The 22957-nt window shown below is 51.4% G+C and carries 20 protein-coding genes and 1 pseudogene; 14 read left to right on the top strand and 7 right to left on the bottom strand.

The window, feature by feature from the left end:
- Positions 1-188 precede the first annotated feature (188 nt).
- The 6 genes from LA337_10435 to sapF all read left to right on the top strand — a co-directional run bounded on the left by LA337_10435 (position 189) and on the right by sapF (position 6204).
- Complete coding sequence (locus LA337_10435; GenBank protein ID UBI18067.1) at positions 189-581, top strand: YdeI family stress tolerance OB fold protein; 393 nt, start codon at positions 189-191, stop codon at positions 579-581.
- Positions 582-921: 340 nt separating this feature from the next.
- Positions 922-2565: a peptide ABC transporter substrate-binding protein SapA gene (gene sapA / locus LA337_10430; GenBank protein UBI18066.1), complete on the top strand. Its 1644-nt coding sequence runs from the start codon at positions 922-924 to the stop codon at positions 2563-2565.
- Complete coding sequence (sapB, locus tag LA337_10425) at positions 2562-3527, top strand: peptide ABC transporter permease SapB (GenBank protein ID UBI18065.1); 966 nt, start codon at positions 2562-2564, stop codon at positions 3525-3527. The genes sapA and sapB overlap by 4 nt, the downstream gene beginning before the upstream one ends.
- Positions 3514-4404: a peptide ABC transporter permease SapC gene (gene sapC, locus LA337_10420; GenBank protein UBI18064.1), complete on the top strand. Its 891-nt coding sequence runs from the start codon at positions 3514-3516 to the stop codon at positions 4402-4404. Before sapB ends, sapC begins: the two co-directional genes overlap by 14 nt.
- On the top strand, positions 4404-5396 hold the full coding sequence (gene sapD / locus LA337_10415; GenBank protein ID UBI18063.1) for a peptide ABC transporter ATP-binding protein SapD: 993 nt from the start codon (positions 4404-4406) through the stop codon (positions 5394-5396). Before sapC ends, sapD begins: the two co-directional genes overlap by 1 nt.
- 1 nt (position 5397) lies before the next feature.
- Positions 5398-6204 carry a peptide ABC transporter ATP-binding protein SapF gene (gene sapF / locus LA337_10410; protein UBI18062.1) on the top strand — a complete coding sequence of 269 codons (807 nt, stop codon included), beginning with the start codon at positions 5398-5400 and terminating at the stop codon, positions 6202-6204.
- 38 nt (positions 6205-6242) lie between these two features.
- On the opposite strand, the pseudogene LA337_10405 reads toward sapF, so the two are convergent.
- A pseudogene (locus tag LA337_10405) lies at positions 6243-6932 on the bottom strand (EAL domain-containing protein).
- Between the two features lie 408 nt (positions 6933-7340).
- On the opposite strand from LA337_10405, the gene fabI reads away from it, so the two are divergent.
- The 7 genes from fabI to osmB all read left to right on the top strand — a co-directional run bounded on the left by fabI (position 7341) and on the right by osmB (position 15456).
- On the top strand, positions 7341-8129 hold the full coding sequence (gene fabI, locus LA337_10400; protein ID UBI18061.1) for an enoyl-ACP reductase FabI: 789 nt from the start codon (positions 7341-7343) through the stop codon (positions 8127-8129).
- A gap of 200 nt (positions 8130-8329) precedes the next feature.
- On the top strand, positions 8330-9475 hold the full coding sequence (locus LA337_10395) for a CMD domain-containing protein (GenBank protein UBI18060.1): 1146 nt from the start codon (positions 8330-8332) through the stop codon (positions 9473-9475).
- An 89-nt stretch (positions 9476-9564) separates the two neighbouring features.
- The gene (locus LA337_10390; GenBank protein ID UBI18059.1) at positions 9565-11499 is read left to right on the top strand and encodes an exoribonuclease II; all 1935 of its coding nucleotides are present in this window, start codon (positions 9565-9567) and stop codon (positions 11497-11499) included.
- 265 nt (positions 11500-11764) lie between these two features.
- Positions 11765-13756 carry a cyclic di-GMP phosphodiesterase gene (gene pdeR, locus LA337_10385; protein UBI18058.1) on the top strand — a complete coding sequence of 664 codons (1992 nt, stop codon included), beginning with the start codon at positions 11765-11767 and terminating at the stop codon, positions 13754-13756.
- Positions 13757-13938: 182 nt separating this feature from the next.
- Complete coding sequence (locus tag LA337_10380) at positions 13939-14121, top strand: hypothetical protein (protein ID UBI18057.1); 183 nt, start codon at positions 13939-13941, stop codon at positions 14119-14121.
- Between the two features lie 95 nt (positions 14122-14216).
- Complete coding sequence (locus LA337_10375) at positions 14217-14969, top strand: DeoR/GlpR family DNA-binding transcription regulator (GenBank protein UBI18056.1); 753 nt, start codon at positions 14217-14219, stop codon at positions 14967-14969.
- A gap of 268 nt (positions 14970-15237) precedes the next feature.
- The gene (gene osmB / locus LA337_10370) at positions 15238-15456 is read left to right on the top strand and encodes an osmotically-inducible lipoprotein OsmB (GenBank protein UBI18055.1); all 219 of its coding nucleotides are present in this window, start codon (positions 15238-15240) and stop codon (positions 15454-15456) included.
- A gap of 91 nt (positions 15457-15547) precedes the next feature.
- Here the strand turns inward: osmB and yciH are convergent, their stop codons facing one another.
- From yciH to pgpB, 5 genes are all read right to left on the bottom strand, one after another.
- Positions 15548-15874, bottom strand: a complete 327-nt coding sequence (gene yciH, locus LA337_10365; protein UBI18054.1) for a stress response translation initiation inhibitor YciH — start codon at positions 15872-15874, stop codon at positions 15548-15550.
- Positions 15875-16612 carry an orotidine-5'-phosphate decarboxylase gene (gene pyrF / locus LA337_10360; protein ID UBI18053.1) on the bottom strand — a complete coding sequence of 246 codons (738 nt, stop codon included), beginning with the start codon at positions 16610-16612 and terminating at the stop codon, positions 15875-15877.
- 190 nt (positions 16613-16802) lie between these two features.
- Complete coding sequence (lapB, locus tag LA337_10355; GenBank protein UBI18052.1) at positions 16803-17972, bottom strand: lipopolysaccharide assembly protein LapB; 1170 nt, start codon at positions 17970-17972, stop codon at positions 16803-16805.
- A gap of 6 nt (positions 17973-17978) precedes the next feature.
- A complete protein-coding gene (locus tag LA337_10350; protein ID UBI18051.1) occupies positions 17979-18287 on the bottom strand; it encodes a LapA family protein in 309 nt (102 codons plus the stop codon).
- Between the two features lie 149 nt (positions 18288-18436).
- Positions 18437-19201 (bottom strand): phosphatidylglycerophosphatase B, encoded by a 765-nt coding sequence (pgpB, locus tag LA337_10345; GenBank protein ID UBI18050.1) that lies wholly within the window; start codon positions 19199-19201, stop codon positions 18437-18439.
- A 202-nt stretch (positions 19202-19403) separates the two neighbouring features.
- Between pgpB and ribA the strand changes: the two genes are divergently transcribed.
- Positions 19404-19994 (top strand): GTP cyclohydrolase II, encoded by a 591-nt coding sequence (gene ribA, locus LA337_10340; GenBank protein ID UBI18049.1) that lies wholly within the window; start codon positions 19404-19406, stop codon positions 19992-19994.
- Positions 19995-20043: 49 nt separating this feature from the next.
- On the opposite strand, the gene acnA is transcribed toward ribA, so the two are convergent.
- The gene (gene acnA / locus LA337_10335; protein ID UBI18048.1) at positions 20044-22719 is read right to left on the bottom strand and encodes an aconitate hydratase AcnA; all 2676 of its coding nucleotides are present in this window, start codon (positions 22717-22719) and stop codon (positions 20044-20046) included.
- Positions 22720-22957 lie beyond the last annotated feature (238 nt).

Below are 22957 nucleotides of genomic sequence, written 5' to 3'. Positions count from 1 at the left end.
ACCGATATTCCCCAGCAGTACTTAATTTTCTCGGAATATTCCCCTCCCTACTTCCCCCTACCGTTACGCTTATATCCCCACCAACGTTAGACTTAATTTGAACAATATCATTTGAGACTTATCCAGTTCGCAGTATTAATAAATAGCAACCACAATTTACATCTCACCCCAGGCAAAAGGGAGAACGTATGAAATTATCCATAACGCCATTATTATGTTGTTTTTTATTGTCGCCAGCGCTTGCTGATGATAACGGCGGGTTGAAAAATGATACAGCTCCACCGCCAGCCCACGCTCTGGATGAAGGTTATCGTGGGACCGAAGATGCAAGAATCATGACTGTCGAACAGGCCAAAACGATGCATGACGGTGCGACCATTTCTCTACGAGGTAATCTCATCGAGGATCAAGGCGGAGACAAATTTATCTTTCGTGATAAAACCGGCAGTATCCAGACTTTAATTCCACACGCGGTTTTCGATGGCCGAACGGTTAAACCCGATCACATGATCAGTATTAACGGTAGCCTCGATGCGAAAATGCAACCACCAGTGGTTCGCGTAAATAAGATACAGAAGTAACGCAATAACCGGGAAGGAAGCCACTCTTCCCGGTCGATTTTCTTTATTCCTACGATTTTGCTAATGCTCACTTCTGCCCGTCATGGTCATTTCCTCCCCTCTTTTCCCTCACGTTTTTCTGTCTGCCAGCGAATCACGCGTTTAAGCGAGTCAGATGGGTCATGAAAATGCTAAGATAGTTAACAGAGTAGATTCAAAGTGGATAGCGGGTATGAATGTTGAACATGTCGCGATGTTGAATTCGCGGTTATCACCCTTGCTGCCCCCAAACACAAACGGTAATGGCAAATGTCATTAAGTATTAGTAAGATAGCCTCTTTATTTATAATCCTTTAAAATTATGCGCCTGGTTTTATCATCTCTGATCGTGATGGCTGGATTTCTGAGTGGTCAGGCTGCTGCCGCGCCTGAACAGGCTTCGCACGCTGATATTCGTGACAGCGGCTTTGTCTATTGCGTCAGCGGGCAGGTCAATACGTTCAATCCGCAAAAAGCGAGCAGCGGCCTCATCGTCGACACGCTGGCGGCCCAATTGTATGACCGACTGCTTGATGTCGACCCGTACACCTATCGACTGGTGCCTGAGCTGGCCGAAAGCTGGGAGGTGCTGGATAACGGCGCAACCTACCGCTTCCACCTGCGTCGTGACGTCCAGTTTCAGAAGACTGCCTGGTTTACCCCCACCCGTAAACTGAATGCGGACGACGTGGTGTTTACCTTCGAGCGCATCTTTGATCGCCAGCATCCGTGGCATAATGTGAACGGCAGTAGTTTCCCCTACTTCGACAGTTTACAGTTCGCCGATAATGTCCAAAGCGTACGCAAGCTGGACAATAACACCGTTGAATTTCGCTTAACCCAGCCCGATGCCTCCTTTATGTGGCACCTTGCCACGCACTATGCTTCGGTGATGTCAGCGGAATATGCGGCTAACCTTGCAAAACAGGATCGCCAGGAACTGCTCGACAGACAACCCGTCGGCACGGGCCCGTACCAGCTTTCGGAGAATCGCGCCGGCCAATATATTCGACTGCAGCGCCATGAAAAATTCTGGCGTGGTACTCCGCTGATGCCGCAGGTGGTTGTGGACCTTGGCTCCGGCGGCACCGGACGCTTATCGAAACTCCTGACCGGCGAGTGCGACGTTCTGGCCTGGCCTGCCGCCAGCCAGCTCAGCATTTTGCGTGATGACCCACGCCTGCGTCTGACACTGCGTCCGGGGATGAACATCGCGTATCTGGCATTCAACACCAATAAACCGCCGCTGGATAACCCTGCCGTGCGGCATGCGCTGGCGCTGGCCATTAATAACCAACGACTGATGCAGTCCATCTACTACGGGACGGCGGAAACCGCAGCATCTATTTTGCCTCGCGCCTCGTGGGCTTATGACAACGAAGCTAAAATTACAGAGTACAACCCGGCAAAATCGCGCGAACAGTTAAAAGCGCTGGGGCTGGAGAACCTGACCTTGCAGCTTTGGGTTCCCACCAGCTCACAGGCCTGGAACCCAAGTCCGCTGAAAACCGCCGAGCTGATTCAGGCAGATATGGCTCAGGTGGGTGTGAAAGTGAAAATCATTCCGGTAGAAGGTCGATTTCAGGAGGCGCGATTAATGGATATGAACCATGATCTGACGTTATCCGGCTGGGCGACGGACAGTAACGATCCTGACAGTTTTTTCCGACCGTTGCTAAGCTGTGCCGCCATCAACTCGCAAACCAACTTCGCCCACTGGTGTAATCCGGAATTTGACAGCGTTCTGCGCAAAGCCCTCTCGTCGCAGCAGCTCTCATCGCGAATTGATGCCTATGACGAAGCGCAAAATATTCTCGCGAAAGAGTTACCAATCCTGCCGCTGGCCTCTTCACTGCGTCTGCAGGCTTACCGCTACGATATCAAAGGGCTGGTGCTCAGTCCGTTCGGTAATGCCTCTTTTGCCGGGGTTTCCAGGGAAAAGAAAGATGAGGTGAAAAAACCATGATTATCTTCACCTTGCGCCGTTTTTTATTGCTGCTGATCACCCTGTTCTTTCTGACCTTTATTGGATTCAGTCTAAGCTACTTCACACCTCATGCGCCGTTACAGGGCGCATCACTGTGGAACGCCTGGGTATTCTGGTTCAATGGCCTCATCCACTGGGATTTCGGCGTCTCCAGTATTAATGGCCAATTGATTTCAGAACAGTTGAAGGAGGTGTTCCCGGCGACAATGGAACTGTGCATTCTGGCCTTTGGTTTTGCGCTGATGGTCGGGATCCCCGTTGGTATGTTGGCAGGCATCACGCGGAACAAATGGCAGGACCGCTGCATCAGCGCATTAGCGCTAATGGGTTTTTCGATTCCGGTTTTTTGGCTGGCGCTGTTGCTGACATTGCTCTTCTCACTGACCCTCGGCTGGCTTCCCGTGTCGGGCCGTTTTGATCTGCTCTACGAAGTAAAACCCGTTACCGGTTTTGCCATTATTGATGCGTGGATCTCCGACTCGCCCTGGCGCGATGAAATGCTGGTCAGCGCAATCCGGCACATGGTGCTCCCGGTGTTGACGCTTTCCGTCGCCCCTACCACCGAAGTTATTCGCCTGATGCGTATCAGCACCATCGAGGTCTTTGATCAAAACTACATCAAAGCGGCCGCCACGCGTGGTCTGTCACGCTTAACAATTCTGCGCCGTCACGTCCTGCACAACGCCCTCCCGCCGGTGATCCCGCGCCTGGGTTTACAGTTTTCCACCATGCTGACGCTGGCGATGATCACCGAGATGGTCTTTAGCTGGCCTGGCCTTGGCCGTTGGCTGATTAACGCGATTCGCCAGCAGGATTACGCGGCGATTTCGGCGGGCGTTATGGTGATTGGCTCACTGGTGATCATCGTCAACGTCATCTCTGATATTTTGGGTGCTATGGCTAACCCTCTGAAACATAAGGAATGGTATGCCTTACGATAGCGTCTACAGCGAAAAGCGCCCACCGGGAACGCTGCGCACCGCGTGGCGTAATTTTTACGGCGATGCGACGGCGATGATTGGCCTGTATGGTTGCGCGGGATTAGCGATTCTGTGTGTTTTTGGCGGTTGGTTTGCCCCTTATGGCATCGACCAGCAGTTTCTCGGTTATCAGCTTTTACCGCCGTCATGGTCGCGCTATGGCGAAGTCTCATTTTTCCTCGGAACTGACGATCTGGGGCGTGACGTGTTAAGCCGCCTGCTCAGCGGTGCGGCCCCGACCGTTGGCGGCGCGTTTGTCGTCACCCTTGCCGCTACCCTGTGTGGTCTGTTGCTGGGCGTGGTTGCCGGAGCGACGCACGGTTTGCGCTCCGCGGTGCTGAACCACATTCTGGACACTCTGCTCTCGATCCCTTCGCTGCTGCTGGCGATTATTGTGGTGGCCTTTGCGGGGCCGCATCTGACCCACGCGATGTTTGCCGTCTGGCTGGCGCTGCTGCCGCGCATGGTACGCTCCGTCTACAGCATGGTGCATGACGAGCTGGAAAAAGAGTACGTTATTGCCGCTCGTCTGGACGGCGCAACCACACTCAATATTCTGTGGTTCGCCGTTCTGCCCAATATTACCGCCGGGCTTATCACCGAAATTACCCGTGCGCTGTCGATGGCGATTCTGGACATCGCCGCGCTGGGTTTTCTCGACCTTGGCGCACAGTTGCCGTCACCAGAATGGGGAGCCATGCTGGGCGACGCGCTGGAGCTGATTTATGTCGCGCCGTGGACGGTGATGCTGCCAGGTGCAGCGATTATGATAAGCGTGCTGCTGGTTAACCTGCTGGGTGATGGCGTGCGCCGCGCAATTATTGCGGGGGTGGAATAATGCCATTACTGGATATCCGTAACCTGACCATTGAATTCAGGACTGGCGACGAGTGGGTAAAGGCGGTTGACCGCGTCAGCATGACCCTCAATGAAGGTGAAATCCGCGGGTTGGTCGGCGAGTCCGGGTCCGGAAAAAGCCTGATCGCCAAGGCCATTTGCGGCGTTGCTAAAGATAACTGGCGCGTAACCGCAGACCGTATGCGCTTTGATGATATCGATCTGCTGCGCCTTTCAGCTCGTGAACGACGCAAGCTGGTCGGTCATAACGTTTCTATGATCTTTCAGGAACCGCAATCGTGTCTCGACCCCTCCGAGCGCATCGGACGTCAGCTAATGCAAAATATTCCGGCATGGACCTACAAGGGCCGCTGGTGGCAGCGCATTGGCTGGCGCAAACGCCGCGCGATTGAACTCCTGCACCGCGTCGGGATAAAAGATCATAAAGATGCCATGCGCAGCTTCCCGTACGAACTCACCGACGGCGAATGCCAGAAGGTGATGATCGCTATCGCCCTGGCTAATCAGCCACGCTTGCTGATTGCCGACGAACCGACGAACGCGATGGAACCCACCACTCAGGCGCAAATTTTCCGCCTGCTGACCCGGTTAAATCAAAACAGCAACACCACCATTTTGTTGATAAGCCATGACTTGCAAATGCTCAGCCAGTGGGCAGACAAAGTTAACGTGATGTACTGCGGGCAAACGGTGGAAACTGCGCCCAGTAAGGACCTGGTGACGATTCCGCATCATCCTTACACTCAGGCGTTGATTCGCGCCATTCCTGATTTTGGTAGCGCAATGCCGCACAAAAGCCGCCTGAATACCATGCCAGGAGCAATTCCATTGCTGGAACAATTACCTATCGGCTGTCGTCTGGGGCCGCGCTGCCCTTATGCTCAGCGCGAATGTATCGAAACCCCAAGACTGACCGGAGCAAAGAATCATCTCTACGCCTGTCATTTCCCGCTGAATATGGAGAGAGAGTGAGATGGTAGAAACCCTGCTCGAAGTTCGTAATCTGAGCAAAACCTTTCGCTACCGGACGGGCTTATTTCGCCGTCAGACCGTTGAAGCCGTTAAGCCCCTGAGCTTTACCCTGCGCGAGCGTCAGACGCTCGCCGTGATAGGCGAAAATGGTTCTGGTAAATCTACTCTGGCGAAGATGCTGGCCGGTATGATTGAGCCCACCAGCGGTGAGGTACTGATTGACGATCACCCGTTAAAATATGGCGATTACTCATTCCGTAGTCAGCGTATCAGGATGATTTTCCAGGATCCGTCAACGTCACTTAACCCGCGGCAGCGTATCTCACAGATCCTCGATTTCCCGCTACGTCTTAACACCGACCTCGAGCCGGAACAGCGTCGCAAGCAGATCGTTGAGACCATGCGTATGGTGGGTCTGCTGCCTGACCATGTGAGTTATTACCCGCATATGCTGGCCCCGGGACAAAAACAGCGTCTGGGCCTTGCTCGAGCGCTCATTTTACGACCCAAAGTAATTATCGCCGACGAGGCTCTGGCCTCTCTCGACATGTCGATGCGTTCGCAGCTCATCAATCTGATGCTGGAATTGCAGGAAAAACAGGGTATTTCATATATTTATGTGACCCAGCACATTGGCATGATGAAGCATATCAGCGATCAGGTATTAGTCATGCACCAGGGGGAAGTGGTTGAACGCGGCAGCACAGCAGATGTTCTGGCCTCGCCGCTGCATGAGCTTACCCGTCGCCTGATTGCAGGCCATTTCGGCGAAGCGCTTACCGCTGACGCGTGGCGTAAAGATCGCTAGCAGATGCAGCCCTCCTTCAGCGGAGGGCAATTTTGCACTCAGTGGCAAACGCTGGGTAAGAGCAGTGTATCTACCTCGCTAAAAGCAACCGAAGGGAAAAGGGTTCCCTGCATCACCCAAACACCCGCAGCGCCTGCCTCGTCGATAAGACGTGCTGTTTCCACGCCCTCCACTGCAATACGGTCGCAATATTCACGAATGTTTTTCATTAGCACCGGGAACATTGGTTTTTCAACCTGCTCCAGGAAGAAACCACGATCCAGCTTCACAACGTCAAAACGACCGCACACCAGCGGACTGGCACCAATGCTGCCGGAACCCAGATCGCCCAGCCATAATGCGTTTGGGCCGTCGCGAAGTGAATTAATCAGTAGATTATTCAGACACACCGTATTCGTCAGAAAGCGTTCTGAAAGTTCCAGTGCAACAAATGGCATTGCATGTAATGCCGATTTGACGATCGGGTCTCCAATCGCCAGTAGCGCCATTTCATCAATAAGGTTCAGAGTACAGAAAAGGTTGTGGCTTTCAAACCAGTCACGTTTTTCGGCAATTAATCGAATTTACTCGAGCATGAAATGACGTTTTTGTTCGCTATTCCACGCTGAAATGATGAACTCCGGATGTAACGGAGAAACCGTATCTGAAGTAAACCGGGCGCTCATCTCAACTCCCAGTAACGTATCAGTTGTGTCTCTCATCGGTTCCGCGATGAAATGATAGTGCATAAGACCACTCCAATTGATCATAACTTCCTGATAATGCACTTTTAATCACAATCAATCAATAATATCGATCAATGTATCAATATCGATCGATAAAAACAATATATCATAAAGAACTGAATCTGGTCATATTTTTTGTTTTAAGAAAGTTCCTACCTTGCTATGTTTATAAACATAAGCTAGCAGTTAATAATACCATTGAGATGCCTTTAAAGCCTTGTATTTTCTCCATCCTTCCGCGCTTGTATGATCCTCATATGTCATGGGTAGTGATTGTCACTGCGGGCTGATTACTCTTCTACAAGGAACAAAGAGTGGGATATAATTGCAGCCCCATTTCGGGCAAGCTTGAAATTGTGATCATAACTCATTGATTGCTAAAAATAAGCAATGACCATAAGGATTAAAACTATGGGTTTCCTTTCCGGTAAGCGTATTCTGGTAACGGGTCTTGCCAGCAAACTTTCTATCGCCTGGGGTATCGCTCAGGCAATGCATCGCGAAGGCGCAGAACTGGCTTTCACATACCAGAACGACAAACTAAAAGTCCGCGTGGAAGAATTTGCAGCTCAACTGGGTTCCAGCATCGTACTGCAGTGTGATGTGGCGGAAGACGCCAGCATTGATGCAATGTTTTCGGAACTAAGCAAAGCCTGGCCGAAATTCGATGGTTTCGTTCACTCAATTGGATTCGCGCCCGCTGACCAACTGGATGGCGACTACGTGAATGCAGTCACCCGCGAAGGCTTCAAAATTGCTCATGACATTAGCGCTTACAGCTTTGTAGCGATGGCAAAGGCCTGCCGTTCCATGCTGAATCCAGGCTCTGCGCTGCTGACGCTATCCTATTTAGGCGCTGAGCGCGCCATCCCTAATTACAATGTGATGGGCCTGGCGAAAGCCTCTCTGGAAGCGAACGTTCGCTACATGGCTAATGCGATGGGTCCTGAAGGCGTGCGTGTGAACGCTATTTCCGCAGGTCCTATCCGGACACTTGCCGCTTCCGGCATTAAAGATTTCCGTAAAATGCTGGCGCATTGTGAAGCGGTTACGCCGATTCGCCGCACTGTAACCATTGAAGATGTGGGTAACTCCGCGGCATTCCTGTGCTCCGATCTCGCTGCCGGCATCTCTGGTGAAGTCGTTCACGTCGATGGTGGCTTCAGCATCGCGGCTATGAACGAGCTGGAACTGAAATAATCGTAAGTCCCCAATGGGCGGAATTAACCCGCCCATGACTCTTCTCTACCCGCCGCCATATATGCTTTTCTGATATTTATTATCACGTAACAATCTTTCATCCCCTCTTCTGCTTACGTCAGGATATTGCAGCGCAAACGATCCGGCGTAGTGGTATGACGACGTGTCCGGGTCGCCACTTTTTAGACCAAGGACCGCCCATGGAACAACGCCGAATTGAAGGCAAAAGCCACTGGTATCATGAGACGCAATCCAGCACGTACCCGCAAGATGTTTTGCCGCTGGTGCCGGAAGCCGCTCATGTCGACGACAGCTTTTTACTGGATCTGGCGATACCTGATGACGCCCTTTTGCCTTTTCAATCCTGGTTAACTCCTGCCCGTAAACTCGCCCAGATCCTCTTCCCGGCTCATGTAAACCAGGATCAGATGCACACATTCAGCGCCTATGATCGGATGAGTACAGCCTTAACTGTCGCTCAGGTGTATGGCGTCCAGCGATTGTGTAATCACTATGCCGCACGTTTAACACCGCTTCCTGGGCCGGACTCCTCACGGGAGAGTAACCATCGACTGGCGCAAATCACCCAATATGCGCGTCAACTTGCCAGCTCTCCTGCCGTGATAGGTGCACGCGATCGCCAGCACCTGGATGCTGTCGGGCTGACCACCAGCGATACCATTTTGATGAATCAAATTATCGGATTCGTCGGTTTTCAGGCCCGTATCGTAGCCCTGTTTCAGGCCTGGTCCGGACATCCGGTACGCCGAATTCCGGGACTGGATATACAGCAATTCGCTCACGCTGCGCCATTTAATGCAACAAACACAACCTGGCACGCTGCGCCATTCCCGATAGAAAAACATCCTGGTCTTGATGAGGCGGCGACCAGACGTTATCCCGATGAACTGCAAGCTCTGGTGCCATTACTGATTCATTCACCGGTCATTTTGGATTTACTTGCGACGCTTATTTCCAGTACCCGGCGCAGCGCTGTACCGGCGCGGGCATTTTCTCTGACGGTGCTAATGACGTCACGGATTAACGGCAGCGTGGCCTGCTTTAATGAACATACTCACACAGCAAATGAATTAGCCGAGGTCATCGCCCTGCTTCGCCTGGATGAGCGTGAATTACAGCGTTGGGAACAACGACATCCGGTTGAGCGCGTCACCCTGCAGGCGGTACAATGGCTAACCCGAGCGCCTGACCGCTTTAGCGCCGCGCTGTTAACTCCCTTGTTCGATCAGGACATCTCCTCTGAACAAGCGATTAACCTGCTGGCCTGGAGCGGATTGTGCGGATGGTTGAATCGCTTGAAAATCGCGCTGGGCGAGACTTGTTAACCGATCCACTTACTGAAAGAGCGCTTGCCGCAACTGATAGAATCGCGTAAAACTGTCAGCCGCTCTTTTAGCCACGAAAATAGACAATTATGCTTCAGGACAACCCGCTGCTAGCGCAGCTTAAACAGCAACTGCATTCCCAGACGCCACGTGCTGAAGGGGTGGTAAAAGCCACGGAAAAAGGCTTTGGCTTCCTGGAAGTCGATGCACAAAAAAGCTATTTCATTCCGCCCCCGCAGATGAAAAAAGTCATGCATGGCGACCGTATAGTAGCGGTTATCCATACAGAAAAAGATCGTGAATCTGCCGAGCCGGAAGAACTGATCGAACCCTTCCTGACGCGCTTCGTGGGTAAAGTTCAGGGCAAAAATGACCGCCTGGCGATTGTGCCAGATCATCCGTTACTGAAAGATGCTATTCCTTGCCGTGCCGCCCGCGGCGTCGAGCATGAATTTAAAGAAGGTGATTGGGCCGTAGCTGAAATGCGCCGCCACCCGCTGAAAGGCGATCGCACCTTCTATGCCGAGTTAACCCAATTTATCACGTTTGCTGATGACCACTTTGTTCCGTGGTGGGTCACGCTGGCACGCCATAATCTCGAAAAAGAAGCACCGGACGGTGTGGCAACTGAGATGCTGGATGAAGGTCTGGTTCGTGAGGACTTAACCGCCCTCAACTTTGTCACTATCGACAGCGCCAGCACCGAAGATATGGACGATGCGCTGTATGCTGAAGAACTGGCCGACGGCAAATTGCAATTAACTGTCGCCATTGCCGATCCTACCGCCTGGATTGCAGAAGGCAGCAAACTGGATAAAACGGCAAAAATTCGCGCGTTTACTAACTATCTGCCGGGATTCAATATCCCGATGCTGCCACGTGAACTGTCTGACGATTTGTGCTCTCTGCGTGCAAACGTTGAGCGTCCGGTTCTGGCATGTCGGATGACCATCACCGCGGATGGCGCGATTGAAGACAACATCACGTTCTTCGCAGCAACGATTGAGTCGAAAGCGAAGTTGGTCTACGACAACGTCTCCGACTGGCTGGAAGGCGCAGGCGACTGGCAGCCTGAAAACGACGCGATTGCTGAACAAATCCGCCTGCTGCACCGTATTTGCCTGAGTCGTGGTGAGTGGCGTCATAATCATGCACTGGTGTTTAAAGATCGCCCGGATTACCGTTTCGTTCTGGGTGAAAAAGGCGAAGTGCTGGACATCGTCGCAGAGCCACGCCGCATCGCAAACCGTATCGTGGAAGAATCCATGATTGCGGCGAACATTTGTGCCGCCCGCGTGCTTCGCGACAAGCTGGGCTTCGGTATTTATAACGTCCATATGGGATTTGACCCCGCTAACGCCGACGCTCTGGCCGCGCTGCTGAAAACCCATGGTATGCACGTGGATGCCGAAGAGGTCCTGACGCTGGAAGGTTTCTGCAAACTGCGCCGCGAACTGGATGCGCAGCCTTCTGGTTTCCTCGACAGTCGAATTCGCCGCTTCCAGTCTTACGCTGAAATAAGTATCGAGCCAGGTCCGCACTTTGGGCTGGGTCTGGAGGCTTATGCCACCTGGACATCTCCTATTCGTAAGTATGGCGATATGATCAACCACCGCCTGCTTAAGGCCGTCATCAAAGGTGAAAACATCGCCCGCCCTCAGGATGATACCACCGTGCAAATGGCGGAACGTCGTCGCCTGAACCGGATGGCTGAGCGTGATGTTGGTGACTGGTTATACGCCCGTTTCCTGAGCGACAAAGCCGGGACCGATACCCGCTTTGCCGCCGAGATCATTGACGTCAGCCGTGGCGGCATGCGTGTGCGTTTAATTGATAATGGCGCTGTTGCATTTATTCCTGCCCCGTTCCTGCACGCCGTTCGTGACGAACTGGTATGCAGCCAGGAAAGCGGCACTGTACAAATTAAAGGTGAAGTGGTTTACAAAGTCACGGATGTGATTGACGTAACTATCGCCGAAGTGCGGATGGAAACCCGCAGCGTTATCGCACGTCCCGCCATGTAAAATGTCGTAATCCAGCGACCTTTCTCATTTTGTGAAAGGTCGTTTTCTTTTTTCCGCCCAAATTCCCACCAGGCACTACACTTCTTTCAATCGGTCAAAATTATTTTTTTACTATTTTCAGTTCCGTTTGCTTTGCTTTTTACGGATTCTGGATTACACATAAATATATAAAAAAAACAATACGTTCAGCCATAATCACCCTGAATGAATCATGGCTACCCTTACTTTTGAGGCTCTATGCGCTTTAAACGGGATAGTACACATCATGAAAGACGTCCGGGAGCTGGTTACGTTGTATAGCTATGTGGGCACTCATAACCCCTACTGGCGTTTGTCAGAGGATTGCAACATCCTGCATTTCTCTATCGACGAAACGTCAGGCGCCGATCAGACCATCGAGTTATCACCTGAACAAGCCGATCGCATTCGCGAGATGACGGTGATTACGTCAAGTCTGTTAATGACGTTGCCCATTGAAGATGATGACATACCAGTGCATCTGGTCGGTCGAAAAATCAATAAACGCGAATGGGCCGGAAGCGCATCCGCCTGGGATGACACCCCTTCCGTCGCCCGCGACCTGGCTCACGGGCTCTCTTTTGCCGAACAGGTCGTTTCTGAAGCCAATTCCGTTATTGTCATTCTTGACCGGATGGGCAACATTCAGCGGTTTAATCGCCTGTGTGAAGAGTACACTGGCCTCAAAGAACGTGAAGTTATTGGCCAAAGTGTATTCACATTATTTATGAGTCGACGTGAGGCTGCGGCTTCACGGCGCAATATCGAGGTCTTTTTCCGCGAAGGTAATTCGTATGAGGTTGAGCGCTGGGTGAAAACCTGCAAAGGCCAGCGTCTGTTTCTGTTTCGCAATAAATTTGTGCATAACGGTAGCGGCAAGAACGAAATATTTCTGATCTGTTCCGGGACCGATATCACTGAAGAACGCCGCGCGCAGGAGCGACTGCGGGTGTTGGCAAATACCGACTCCATCACAGGCTTACCTAACCGCAACGCAATTCATGAACTGATCGGCAATGCGATTGAGAACGCAGGCGATACGCAGGTCGGGATTGTGTACCTCGATCTGGATAACTTCAAAAAGGTAAACGATGCCTACGGGCATATGTTTGGCGATCAATTATTACAAAGCGTATCGCTGGCAATCCTCAGTTGTCTCGACGACAACCAGATACTGGCGCGGTTTGGCGGCGATGAATTCATTGTCCTGGCCACCGAAACATCCCAGGGCACACTGGAAGCTACCGCATCACGCATTCTGACGCGCCTGCGCCAGCCATTTCGCATCGGCCTGATTGAAATCTATACCGGATGCTCTATTGGTATTTCCCTCGCCCCTCAGCATGGTCAGGACTGCGAGAGCGTCATTCGTAATGCGGATACAGCCATGTACACCGCAAAAGAAGGCGGTCGCGGACAGTTTTGTGTTTTCTCTCCGGAAATGAATCAGCGCGTATTTGAATATCTGTGGCTGGATACCAATCTGCGTAAGGCGCTGGAAAACGATCAGTTGGTTATCCATTATCAGCCAAAGATAACCTGGCGCGGTGAAGTGCGTAGTCTGGAGGCGCTGGTACGCTGGCAGTCCCCGGAACGTGGCCTCATTCCCCCACTGGAGTTTATCTCCTACGCCGAGGAATCGGGGCTCATCGTCCCGCTGGGTCGTTGGGTTATTCTCGACGTAGTGCGCCAGGTCGCGAAATGGCGCGCCAAGGGCATAAACCTGCGCGTGGCGGTAAACGTTTCTGCCCGCCAGCTCGCCGACCAGACGCTTTTTACCGCACTGAAGCAGGTACTTCAGGAACTCAACTTTGAGTATTGCCCCATCGATGTTGAATTAACGGAAAGCAGCCTGATTGAAAATGAACAACTGGCGTTGTCCGTTATTCAGCAATTTAGCCAGTTGGGAGCGCAAATCCATTTGGATGATTTTGGTACCGGTTATTCGTCGCTGTCGCAACTGGCCCGCTTCCCGCTGGATGCAATTAAACTGGATCAGACCTTTGTCCGAGATGTACACAAGCAATCCATTTCACAGTCGCTGGTGCGAGCCATTGTTGCAGTAGCACAGGCGCTCAACCTGCAGGTGATTGCTGAAGGCGTGGAAAGCGCGAAAGAGGATGCGTTTCTGACCAAAAATGGCGTCAATGAGCGTCAGGGGTTTTTATTCGCTAAACCAATGCCAGCAGCCGCATTTGAACGTTGGTATCGCCGACATCTGAGTAAAAAATTGCGTTAATGTAGAGAAATTATACGTAGTGAATAGCCATAAATGGACATTACATGGAGATCTTATCTGCATGTAATCACAGAATATATAATATTCTCCAATCGTTCAGGTTAATACTATTTTTCCCTTCTCTTTTGCCATGAAATTCTGCATCATGAAATTCAAACTCTATTGCCATTAGGATGATGACCATGTCTGATATCGACGCTCAGCGTCTGGCCGAACGTATTGATACCGTGCTGGATATCCTCGTTGCAGGTGATTACCACTCAGCCATCCATAACCTTGAAATTCTGAAGGCTGAACTGTTAAACACTGTCAAAGAAGATACCGAATCTTTGGCGAAAAAGCCTAAGGCTCCGTGGGAGATCTGATGACATCGCACTTTTGATGTCGCTGCTATCAGCAAACTGCGGATAATGCAGTTTCCGTTTAATTTCCGATACGATATCGCTATAAAATTAATACTATGAATTCCCGACAACAATCTATTTTGCAGATGGTGACCGACAAAGGTCAGATGAGCGTCGCCGATCTGGCAAAACTCACCGGCGTATCAGAAGTGACGATCCGACAGGATCTGAACACGCTGGAAAAACAGAGTTATTTACGCCGAGCGCACGGCTTTGCTGTTTCATTGAACAGCGATGATGTTGAAACACGCATGATGACCAATTTCACCCTGAAGCGTGAGCTGGCTGAATTCGCCGCATCGCTGGTAAGCCCAGGCGAGTCCGTGTTCATTGAAAACGGCAGCAGCAATGCGCTTCTGGCCAGAACATTGGCTGAGCAAAAGGATGTCACCATTATCACTGTGAGCAGCTACATTGCCCATCTGCTGAAAGAAACCTCCTGCGAGGTAATTCTTCTCGGTGGAATTTACCAGAAAAAAAGCGAGAGTATGGTCGGCCCTTTAACTCGCCAGTTTATCCAGCAGGTACACTTCAGCAAGGCCTTTATCGGCATTGATGGCTGGCAAGCAGACACCGGCTTTACCGGACGCGACATGATGCGTTCTGACGTGGTTAACGCGGTGCTGGAAAAAGGCGCAGAAGTCATTGTGCTAACCGACAGCTCAAAATTCGAAGCCATCCACCCTTACACGTTGGGTCCGTTAGAGCGATTCAGCCGTGTAGTGACGGACTCCAGACTCAGTGCCAGCGTGCAAATGCAGCTCGAGCATTCAGGATTGACCGTCAATATCATTGATGCCCACGCATAAAATCTTCAGCAGATGATTTGTCAGCAGGCAAATCATCTCCTCTCTGAGAGTTATCTGACAGTCCAATTAAGACTTTTTACCTGTCGTTAACAGGATAAAGTCGTAAAATTAATGTTAGCGATATAACAGGAACGAACATCCTACTTCAGGATAGTGTTTGTAATGCCTTCGCTACACGGTTTCACGGAAATATCTTCTATAGTCTTAATTTAGCGCTATTCTTAAAGAACACTGGATTCCGTGAATCAATAATTCAGGAGAAAGTATTATGTTAGTAACGAGCAAAAAAATGACCGCCGCCATTCTGGCAATTACTCTGGCAATGTCTCTGAGTGCCTGCTCTAACTGGTCCAAACGAGACCGTAACACCGCTATCGGCGCTGGTGCGGGTGCAGTGGGTGGCGCAGTCCTGACTGATGGCAGTGCGCTGGGTACGCTGGGTGGTGCTGCAGTAGGTGGTATAATTGGCCACCAGGTGGGTAAATAATCTACGGTTGAACGGCTCGATATAATAATACGTTTACTTTTTCAGGTCTGTATTATTAAAAAGCCACGGATTTTTTCCGTGGCTTTTTTTATTAACCGCCTGCCAGTTTAACCTTCATTCCTTTGGCTTCCAGCAATGATTTAATCAGGTCGCGTTTGTCACCCTGTATTTCAATCACACCGTCTTTTACCGCTCCACCACACCCACACTTTTTCTTCAGTTCAGCGGCTAATTTGGTCAGTTCGGCATCGTCTTGATCAAGACCGGTAATCAGACACACTCCCTTACCTTTGCGGCCACTGGTCTGGCGCTGGATACGCACAATGCCATCACCTTTTGGGCGCTCAGGCGCCGTTTTCGGTTCATCAATACGCCCGGAGTCGGTTGAATAGACCAGACGAGAGTTTGAGTCGTTCATTTACGCACCTCGTTTCAGGGAGGCGTTGATCATCTTCAGCGTCTGCGCGGGATCCGCAGACTGCGTGACCGGACGACCAATCACCATGTAATCCACACCGGCTAACTGCGCCTGCTCCGGCGTCATAATACGACGCTGATCGCCCGCCTCGCTACCTTCCGGACGAATCCCTGGCGTCACCAGCTTAAATGCCTGACCAAACGCCTGCTTGAATCGCACCGCTTCCTGCGCTGAACACACTACCCCGTCCAGACCACAATGTTGAGTTAAGCGCGCCAGTCTCTCAGCATGCTCTGCAGGTGACAACGTCACGCCAAGATCGGCGAGGTCGCTGGCTTCCATACTGGTCAGAACCGTTACCGCAATCAGCAGCGGCGCGTCCTTGCCAAAAGGGAGTAAGGCTTCACGGGCTGCGGTCATCATACGTGCCCCGCCAGAGGCATGAACGTTAACCATCCACACACCAAGATCGGCTGCGGCTGCAACGGCATGCGCGGTGGTATTGGGAATATCATGAAATTTCAAATCAAGAAAGACATCAAAGCCACGCTGTTGTAAATCGCGAACCATCTGAGGTCCAAAAAGCGTGAACATCTCTTTGCCCACTTTCAAACGGCAATCACGAGGATCAATTCTGTCGACAAAAGCTAATGCTTTATCACGATTGGAATAATCGAGAGCGACAACGACAGGAGAATCAGTAACAGCACGAGAAGAAGATGAAGCAGTAAACGTCATGACCAGACCTTCTTGAGGATGGGCGCCTCCGGCGGCGCGAAATGGGTAAACGGCGTGCATTCTACCTGCGGTAATAGAAAATTAACAGGCGCGATTACATTTCTGCCAGGCGAAACTGGCAGCGGAGTTGGAGGATGGATTTATTAAATATAACTAGTATGTTGTAACTAAAGTGAGATTTTTTTAAAAATTACAGCCCATCAAGTCCGCGAATGGGCTTAATGCTTGACCATGAACGGCAAGATGGGCAATGCCAGTACAGCGTATACGCGGTAAAACCACACTTCTGGCAGCGGTAGCGCGGCTTGCTGCGTACCTGCTCCCCGACCATATCGCGCAGAACCATCAGGCTTTCTTTGGCACGCCCTTCTTCTGCTTCGTTGAGATGGTAATCCATCAGTTTGTGGAACACGCGCATCGTAGGATGGCGTTGCAACTGACGAGTGATATAAACCTGAGCTGTCTCAGCACCCTCACGCGCTTCAAGAATATCAGCCAGCATCAGTTCGGCGGCGGCGCCAGTATTCTCCTCAACGGCCCGACGCAAAAACTCCACCCACTCATCGTTTTTCCCCAGATGCTGGTAGCAGCTTTGCAGCATTTCCAGCGTTTCACTGACCAGTTCTTTATCCTGGGAAATCACCCGCTGTAGGCTTTCAACTGCCTTTGCGTAATCACCTTTCTCCATATACACGCGCCCCATCATGATGGATACCCGCGCACTGTTTTTATCTGCCGCTGCGCCTTTTTTCAACAGCGTCATGGCGCGATCCATATCGTCGCTACCCATTTGCTGTAGGGCCAGTTCGCAATAGAAGTGGGCTATCTCATTACGCTGCTTGTCTTTGCCAAGCTTCACCAGACGCTCCGCGACATCAATGGCTTTTTGCCATTCGCTGGTGGCCTGATAAATTTGCAACAGCTGCTGTAATGCGCCGACGCGAAAATCAGTTTCATCGGTCAGCTGATTGAACATGTCTTCAGCGCGGTCATACAAACCCGCGGCCATGTAGTCGCGTCCCAGTTGTTGCACGGCCAGTAAACGCTGCTCGTAGGTCAGCGAGGCACTTTCCATTAGCGTTTGATGGATGCGGATTGCGCGATCGACTTCACCGCGAGAGCGAAACAGGTTTCCGAGGGTGAGATGAGCCTCAACGGTGCCTGTGTCCTCTTTTAGCATATCAAGGAACAGATCCACCGCTTTGTCTTGTTGGTTGCTCAGGAGGAAGTTAACCCCGGCGACATAGTCACGGGAAAGACGGTTAGCTTCATCCTGCTTGTTTTGTTGCGCACTTCTGCGACCCATATACCACCCATAGGCAGCGGCTACAGGTAAAAGCAGAAACAACAACTCCAACATAAATAATTATTCCTTCACAACCGACGAATCGGCAGAAACCGCAACGTCGGTCGCAGGCGCAAGCTGGTTTTCCAGTCGTTTGATTTTACGTTCGGCGCGCGCAAGAGACACACGAACCTTCAGCCAGAAAAGGCCGCAAATTAACCAACCAATCGCAAAACCTGCGGCAAACAATACAGCAAGCAGCGTAGAGATACGATACTCACCCTGAGCCAGCAGGTAATTAAACGTAACCTGTTGATCGTTTTGCGCGCCTAATGTCACCGAAATAACAAAAATCGCCAACACCAGTAAGAAAATGAGTAAATATTTCACATTACTTCCCGTTATGTGGTTTGAGCGAATAAATCGTGTCCAACTTACCGCGTTGAGCCCTTTAAATTACCATTTTCACAACGAGTGCGAAACGGAAAAGCGCTTTCCACTTTCTGATTTAAGGGCAAAATTTGAAAAATCAATCATCGCTAGCTTTCTTGTTCTCGCTGCGCAATTTCTTTTTTCTCCTGTACTGGCGGTGTTAATGGCCCGCATACCCGCTGCGCAAGCCACGTCGCCAACGTCACCAGCAGCCACGAAATCAGCGTTGCCACCACCAAATCACGGGGCCAGTGCATGCCTAACAGCAAGCGGCTACCCATAACGCCGGTGGCCCAGGTCAGCAAAAAAACAATTGTCAGCGTACGTCTGCGCGGCCATAACAATCCTACTGCCAGTAAAGCCCAACTGGCGGCAAACATCGTATGCCCGGATGGAAAAGCGAACCCCGTTTCTTTTTGCCAGTGCTTGCGTAAAAACGTTGGAATATCCTGCTGTTCTGCCAATTGTTCTTTGACTAAGTGCCCACGATCTTTACGTTTTAAAGTGTAGAACTCATCAACCGGAATATGGTGCGTTTTTTCCAGCCACATGACAAAAGGTCGCGGCTCTTGCACCCTGTCTTTGACCCAGGACTTCACGCCCTGCCCGACTAAAATCGCTGCCGCCAGAATAGCAAACAACATCACTGCGGCTTTCAGACGAAAGCGCAGGCACCACAGAAACCATGCGCAGAGAACAACATGAGTGATAATTCCCCACGGCTGCGTCACGGTTTCCGTTACCCAGTACAAGGACTTTAACCACCAGACATTGTGTCCCGGCTGCCAGCTCCAGCCAGATACCCATACGGCAACCGGCATGATAAGTAGTAGTCCAGCCCCAACTGCGGTGCGCTTTGCAATAGAAAGCATTGCCTCTCCTTTCGTCGATAAGTCTCACAATCATAACTGAAAATTACGCATGCCGGGAAAATTGACAATTTTGTGCCATTCCAAAAGCGAATCCTTGGTCGCGATTAGGTGAACGTCGTTGCCTTATGGCAAAATAGTGTAATACAGAACAGAAGCCGACAGGCGAAGGCACGACGAGTGCCAGCATAATCTGGAGAATTACATGCAGCTTAAACGTGTGGCAGAAGCCAAACTGCCAACCCCCTGGGGTGATTTCCTGATGGTGGGATTTGAAGAACTGGCAACCGGACACGATCATGTCGCATTGGTTTTTGGCGATATTACAGGCCAAACGCCTGTCCTGGCGCGCGTCCACTCGGAATGTCTGACTGGCGATGCGCTGTTTAGCCTGCGTTGCGATTGCGGTTTCCAGCTCGAAGCGGCCCTCACCCATATTGCTGAAGAAGGGCGAGGGATACTGCTTTATCACCGTCAGGAAGGACGTAACATCGGCCTGCTCAACAAAATCCGCGCTTACGCGTTGCAGGACCAGGGTTATGATACCGTTGAAGCTAATCATCAATTGGGATTTGCGGCAGACGAGCGCGATTTCACGCTGTGTGCGGATATGTTCAAGCTGCTGGGTGTGGATGAAGTTCGTTTGCTGACCAATAATCCGAAGAAAGTAGAAATCCTGACCGAAGCAGGAATCAATATTGTTGAACGTGTGCCGTTGATTGTGGGCCGTAACCCAAACAATGAACATTACCTGGACACCAAAGCCGCCAAGATGGGACATTTGCTGAGCAAATAAGCATTGCCAGCACTGGTAAAAAAGCCTGCTCTCGCAGGCTTTTTGCATTTTAATTCAACATATTACGAATCACGTAATGCAGAATACCATCGTTTTGATAGTACGTTAGCTCCGTTGCGGTATCAATACGACAGCGGCATAGTATCACCTCTTTACGCCCATCCGGGCGTACCATACTCACCGGGACTGTCGCCCCCGGCTTAATGTTTTGTAAGTCCGTGATATCGATCGCTTCCTCACCGGTTAATCCCAGCGTTTTACGCGTGACGCCCTGCGGGAATTCCAGCGGTAAAATCCCCATACCAATCAGGTTAGAGCGGTGAATACGCTCAAAAGACTCAGCGATAACTACGCGAACCCCTAGCAAGCGCGGGCCTTTCGCCGCCCAGTCGCGGCTGGAACCGGAGCCATACTCTTTCCCGGCAATAACCGCCAGAGGTACGTTCTCCTGCTGATATTGCATGGCCGCATCATAGATAGCCACCACTTCAGTTCCCGGCAAATGACGCGTCATGCCGCCTTCCACGCCGGGCACCATCTCATTGCGAATACGAATATTGGCAAAGGTACCACGCATCATCACTTCATGATTCCCGCGTCGTGAACCGTAGGAGTTAAAATCTTTACGTTCAACGCCGTGACTTTGCAGATAACGCCCCGCCGGGCTGTCTGGTTTAATACTGCCGGCAGGAGAAATGTGGTCGGTGGTGACGGAATCCCCGAGCATTGCCAGAATACGCGCGCCGTGAATGTCCTGAACCGGGTCTGGCGTAGCCTGCATACCATCGAAGAATGGCGACAAGCGGATATAGGTCGAGTCAGACTGCCAGCCATAGGTATCAGCCCGATCAACCTGGATTGCTTTCCATTCTGGCGTGCCTTCAAACACTTCAGCATACTCTTTATGGAACATGGCGGTAGAGACCTGCTCTACGGCACGGGCTATTTCCTGGGCTGTCGGCCAGATATCTTTCAGGTAAACGGGATCGCCTTTTCTGTCATGGCCTAACGGATCTTTCGTCAGGTTGATATTCATATTTCCCGCCAGCGCGTAAGCCACCACCAGCGGCGGAGACGCCAACCAGTTAGTTTTCACCAGCGGATGGATACGACCTTCGAAGTTACGGTTGCCGGAAAGTACCGCCCCTACCGTCAGATCGCCTTTTTTGATGGCGGTCTCGATAGGATCGGGTAAAGGCCCAGAGTTACCTATACAGGTGGTACAGCCATAACCTACAAGATTGAATCCCAGCTCATCAAGGTACGGTGTGAACCCGGCCTGTGCCAGATAATCAGAGACCACCTTCGATCCAGGCGCCAGCGAGGCTTTTACCCACGGCTGACGTTTCAGACCCAGCGTCACTGCTTTTTTCGCCAGTAGCCCCGCCGCCATCAGTACGCTTGGGTTGGAGGTGTTGGTACAGGAAGTGATAGCGGCTATCACCACCGCACCGTCCGGCAGCTTATACTGCTGGCCGCTCATGGTGTAGTCCACGGGCTGACGGTCTTTCAGCGAGCTATTCACCTCAAGTTCATTACTGGCCGAAAAAGCTTTCGGTACATCAGCCAGCGCCACCCGATCCTGCGGGCGCTTTGGTCCGGCAAGACTTGCCTCCACGCTGCCCATATCCAGCTCCAGCGAACTGGTAAATACGGGTTCATCGCCGGCGTTACGCCACATGCCCTGCGCTTTGGCGTAAGCGCTGACCAGCTCAACCTGCTCCTCACTTCGCCCACTCAGACGCATGTATTCGAGGGTGATGTCATCGATCGGGAAGAAACCGCAGGTTGCGCCGTATTCCGGCGACATATTCGCAATGGTTGCCCGGTCGGCCAGCGGTAAGGTGTCCAGCCCATCACCGTAGAATTCAACAAATTTACCGACCACGCCGTGCTTACGCAGCATCTGGGTGACGGTCAGAACCAGGTCAGTCGCGGTGATACCTTCCCGCAGCTTGCCCACCAGTTTAAAGCCCACAACATCGGGGATAAGCATTGAGACGGGTTGACCCAGCATTGCCGCTTCGGCTTCAATGCCTCCAACGCCCCAGCCCAGTACACCGAGACCATTAATCATCGTCGTATGAGAATCGGTACCGACCAGCGTATCGGGATAAGCCACCCACTCACCGTCCTGTAACTCGCTCCAGACGGCTTTGCCCAGGTATTCAAGGTTAACCTGATGGCAAATCCCCGTCCCCGGCGGCACAACGCTGAAGCGACTAAATGCCTGCTGTCCCCATTTCAGGAACACATAACGCTCATGGTTACGTTCCATTTCCAGACGAACGTTTTCTTCGAAAGCATCATCATCACCGAAACGATCCACCGTTACCGAGTGGTCAATGACCAGATCCACTGGCGAAAGCGGATTCACTTTTGCCGTATCCCCACCCAGACGTTTCACCGCTTCGCGCATGGCGGCCAGATCGACCACCGCCGGCACGCCGGTAAAATCCTGCATCAAAACGCGAGCAGGTCGATAGGCAATTTCACGATCGGCATGGGCGGTTTTCAGCCAATGCGCGAGCGCATGAATATCTTCTTCAGTAACAGAATTTCCGTCCTGCCAACGAAGCAGGTTTTCCAGCAAAACTTTTAGCGACTTAGGTAGGCGGGTGATATCACCCAGTGATTTCGCGGCCAGCGGCAGACTGTAGTAACGGTAGGTTTTATCTTTAACCTGCAATGTGTCCTTACTGGCTTCTCGTAGGGTCGACGACATAGCTCCTCCTTAAATGACAGGGTTGGATCCCCTGATTTTCTTCAGGGTTAGTATTAAAGATAACACAAACAAAATGTAACGCTTTGATAACAACTCAAATTGATAAAAGTGGCAGGTGAAGTCAATGGCGAGAGAAAGGTTAAAGCAATGAAAATTTAAACGGTGAATGTGTAACAGACAACGGCCACTCGATAATACGCGGATTAACGTGGCTCAGGGCGCTTGTTCGGAATTAATT

Origin of the sequence: Citrobacter europaeus, assembly GCA_020099315.1 — a bacterium.
In the GTDB taxonomy this organism is placed as follows: domain Bacteria; phylum Pseudomonadota; class Gammaproteobacteria; order Enterobacterales; family Enterobacteriaceae; genus Citrobacter; species Citrobacter europaeus.
The sequence above is the reverse complement of the archived record's forward strand: the minus strand, read 5'-3'. Positions and strand labels throughout refer to the sequence as shown.

Coding starts and splice junctions, on each gene's coding strand:
- LA337_10435 (UBI18067.1), top strand. CDS start 189: ATGAAATTATCCATAACGCCATTATTATGTTGTTTTTTATTGTCGCCA.
- sapA (UBI18066.1), top strand. CDS start 922: ATGCGCCTGGTTTTATCATCTCTGATCGTGATGGCTGGATTTCTGAGT.
- sapB (UBI18065.1), top strand. CDS start 2,562: ATGATTATCTTCACCTTGCGCCGTTTTTTATTGCTGCTGATCACCCTG.
- sapC (UBI18064.1), top strand. CDS start 3,514: ATGCCTTACGATAGCGTCTACAGCGAAAAGCGCCCACCGGGAACGCTG.
- sapD (UBI18063.1), top strand. CDS start 4,404: ATGCCATTACTGGATATCCGTAACCTGACCATTGAATTCAGGACTGGC.
- sapF (UBI18062.1), top strand. CDS start 5,398: ATGGTAGAAACCCTGCTCGAAGTTCGTAATCTGAGCAAAACCTTTCGC.
- fabI (UBI18061.1), top strand. CDS start 7,341: ATGGGTTTCCTTTCCGGTAAGCGTATTCTGGTAACGGGTCTTGCCAGC.
- LA337_10395 (UBI18060.1), top strand. CDS start 8,330: ATGGAACAACGCCGAATTGAAGGCAAAAGCCACTGGTATCATGAGACG.
- LA337_10390 (UBI18059.1), top strand. CDS start 9,565: ATGCTTCAGGACAACCCGCTGCTAGCGCAGCTTAAACAGCAACTGCAT.
- pdeR (UBI18058.1), top strand. CDS start 11,765: ATGAAAGACGTCCGGGAGCTGGTTACGTTGTATAGCTATGTGGGCACT.
- LA337_10380 (UBI18057.1), top strand. CDS start 13,939: ATGTCTGATATCGACGCTCAGCGTCTGGCCGAACGTATTGATACCGTG.
- LA337_10375 (UBI18056.1), top strand. CDS start 14,217: ATGAATTCCCGACAACAATCTATTTTGCAGATGGTGACCGACAAAGGT.
- osmB (UBI18055.1), top strand. CDS start 15,238: ATGTTAGTAACGAGCAAAAAAATGACCGCCGCCATTCTGGCAATTACT.
- yciH (UBI18054.1), bottom strand. CDS start 15,874: ATGAACGACTCAAACTCTCGTCTGGTCTATTCAACCGACTCCGGGCGT.
- pyrF (UBI18053.1), bottom strand. CDS start 16,612: ATGACGTTTACTGCTTCATCTTCTTCTCGTGCTGTTACTGATTCTCCT.
- lapB (UBI18052.1), bottom strand. CDS start 17,972: ATGTTGGAGTTGTTGTTTCTGCTTTTACCTGTAGCCGCTGCCTATGGG.
- pgpB (UBI18050.1), bottom strand. CDS start 19,201: ATGCTTTCTATTGCAAAGCGCACCGCAGTTGGGGCTGGACTACTACTT.
- ribA (UBI18049.1), top strand. CDS start 19,404: ATGCAGCTTAAACGTGTGGCAGAAGCCAAACTGCCAACCCCCTGGGGT.
- acnA (UBI18048.1), bottom strand. CDS start 22,719: ATGTCGTCGACCCTACGAGAAGCCAGTAAGGACACATTGCAGGTTAAA.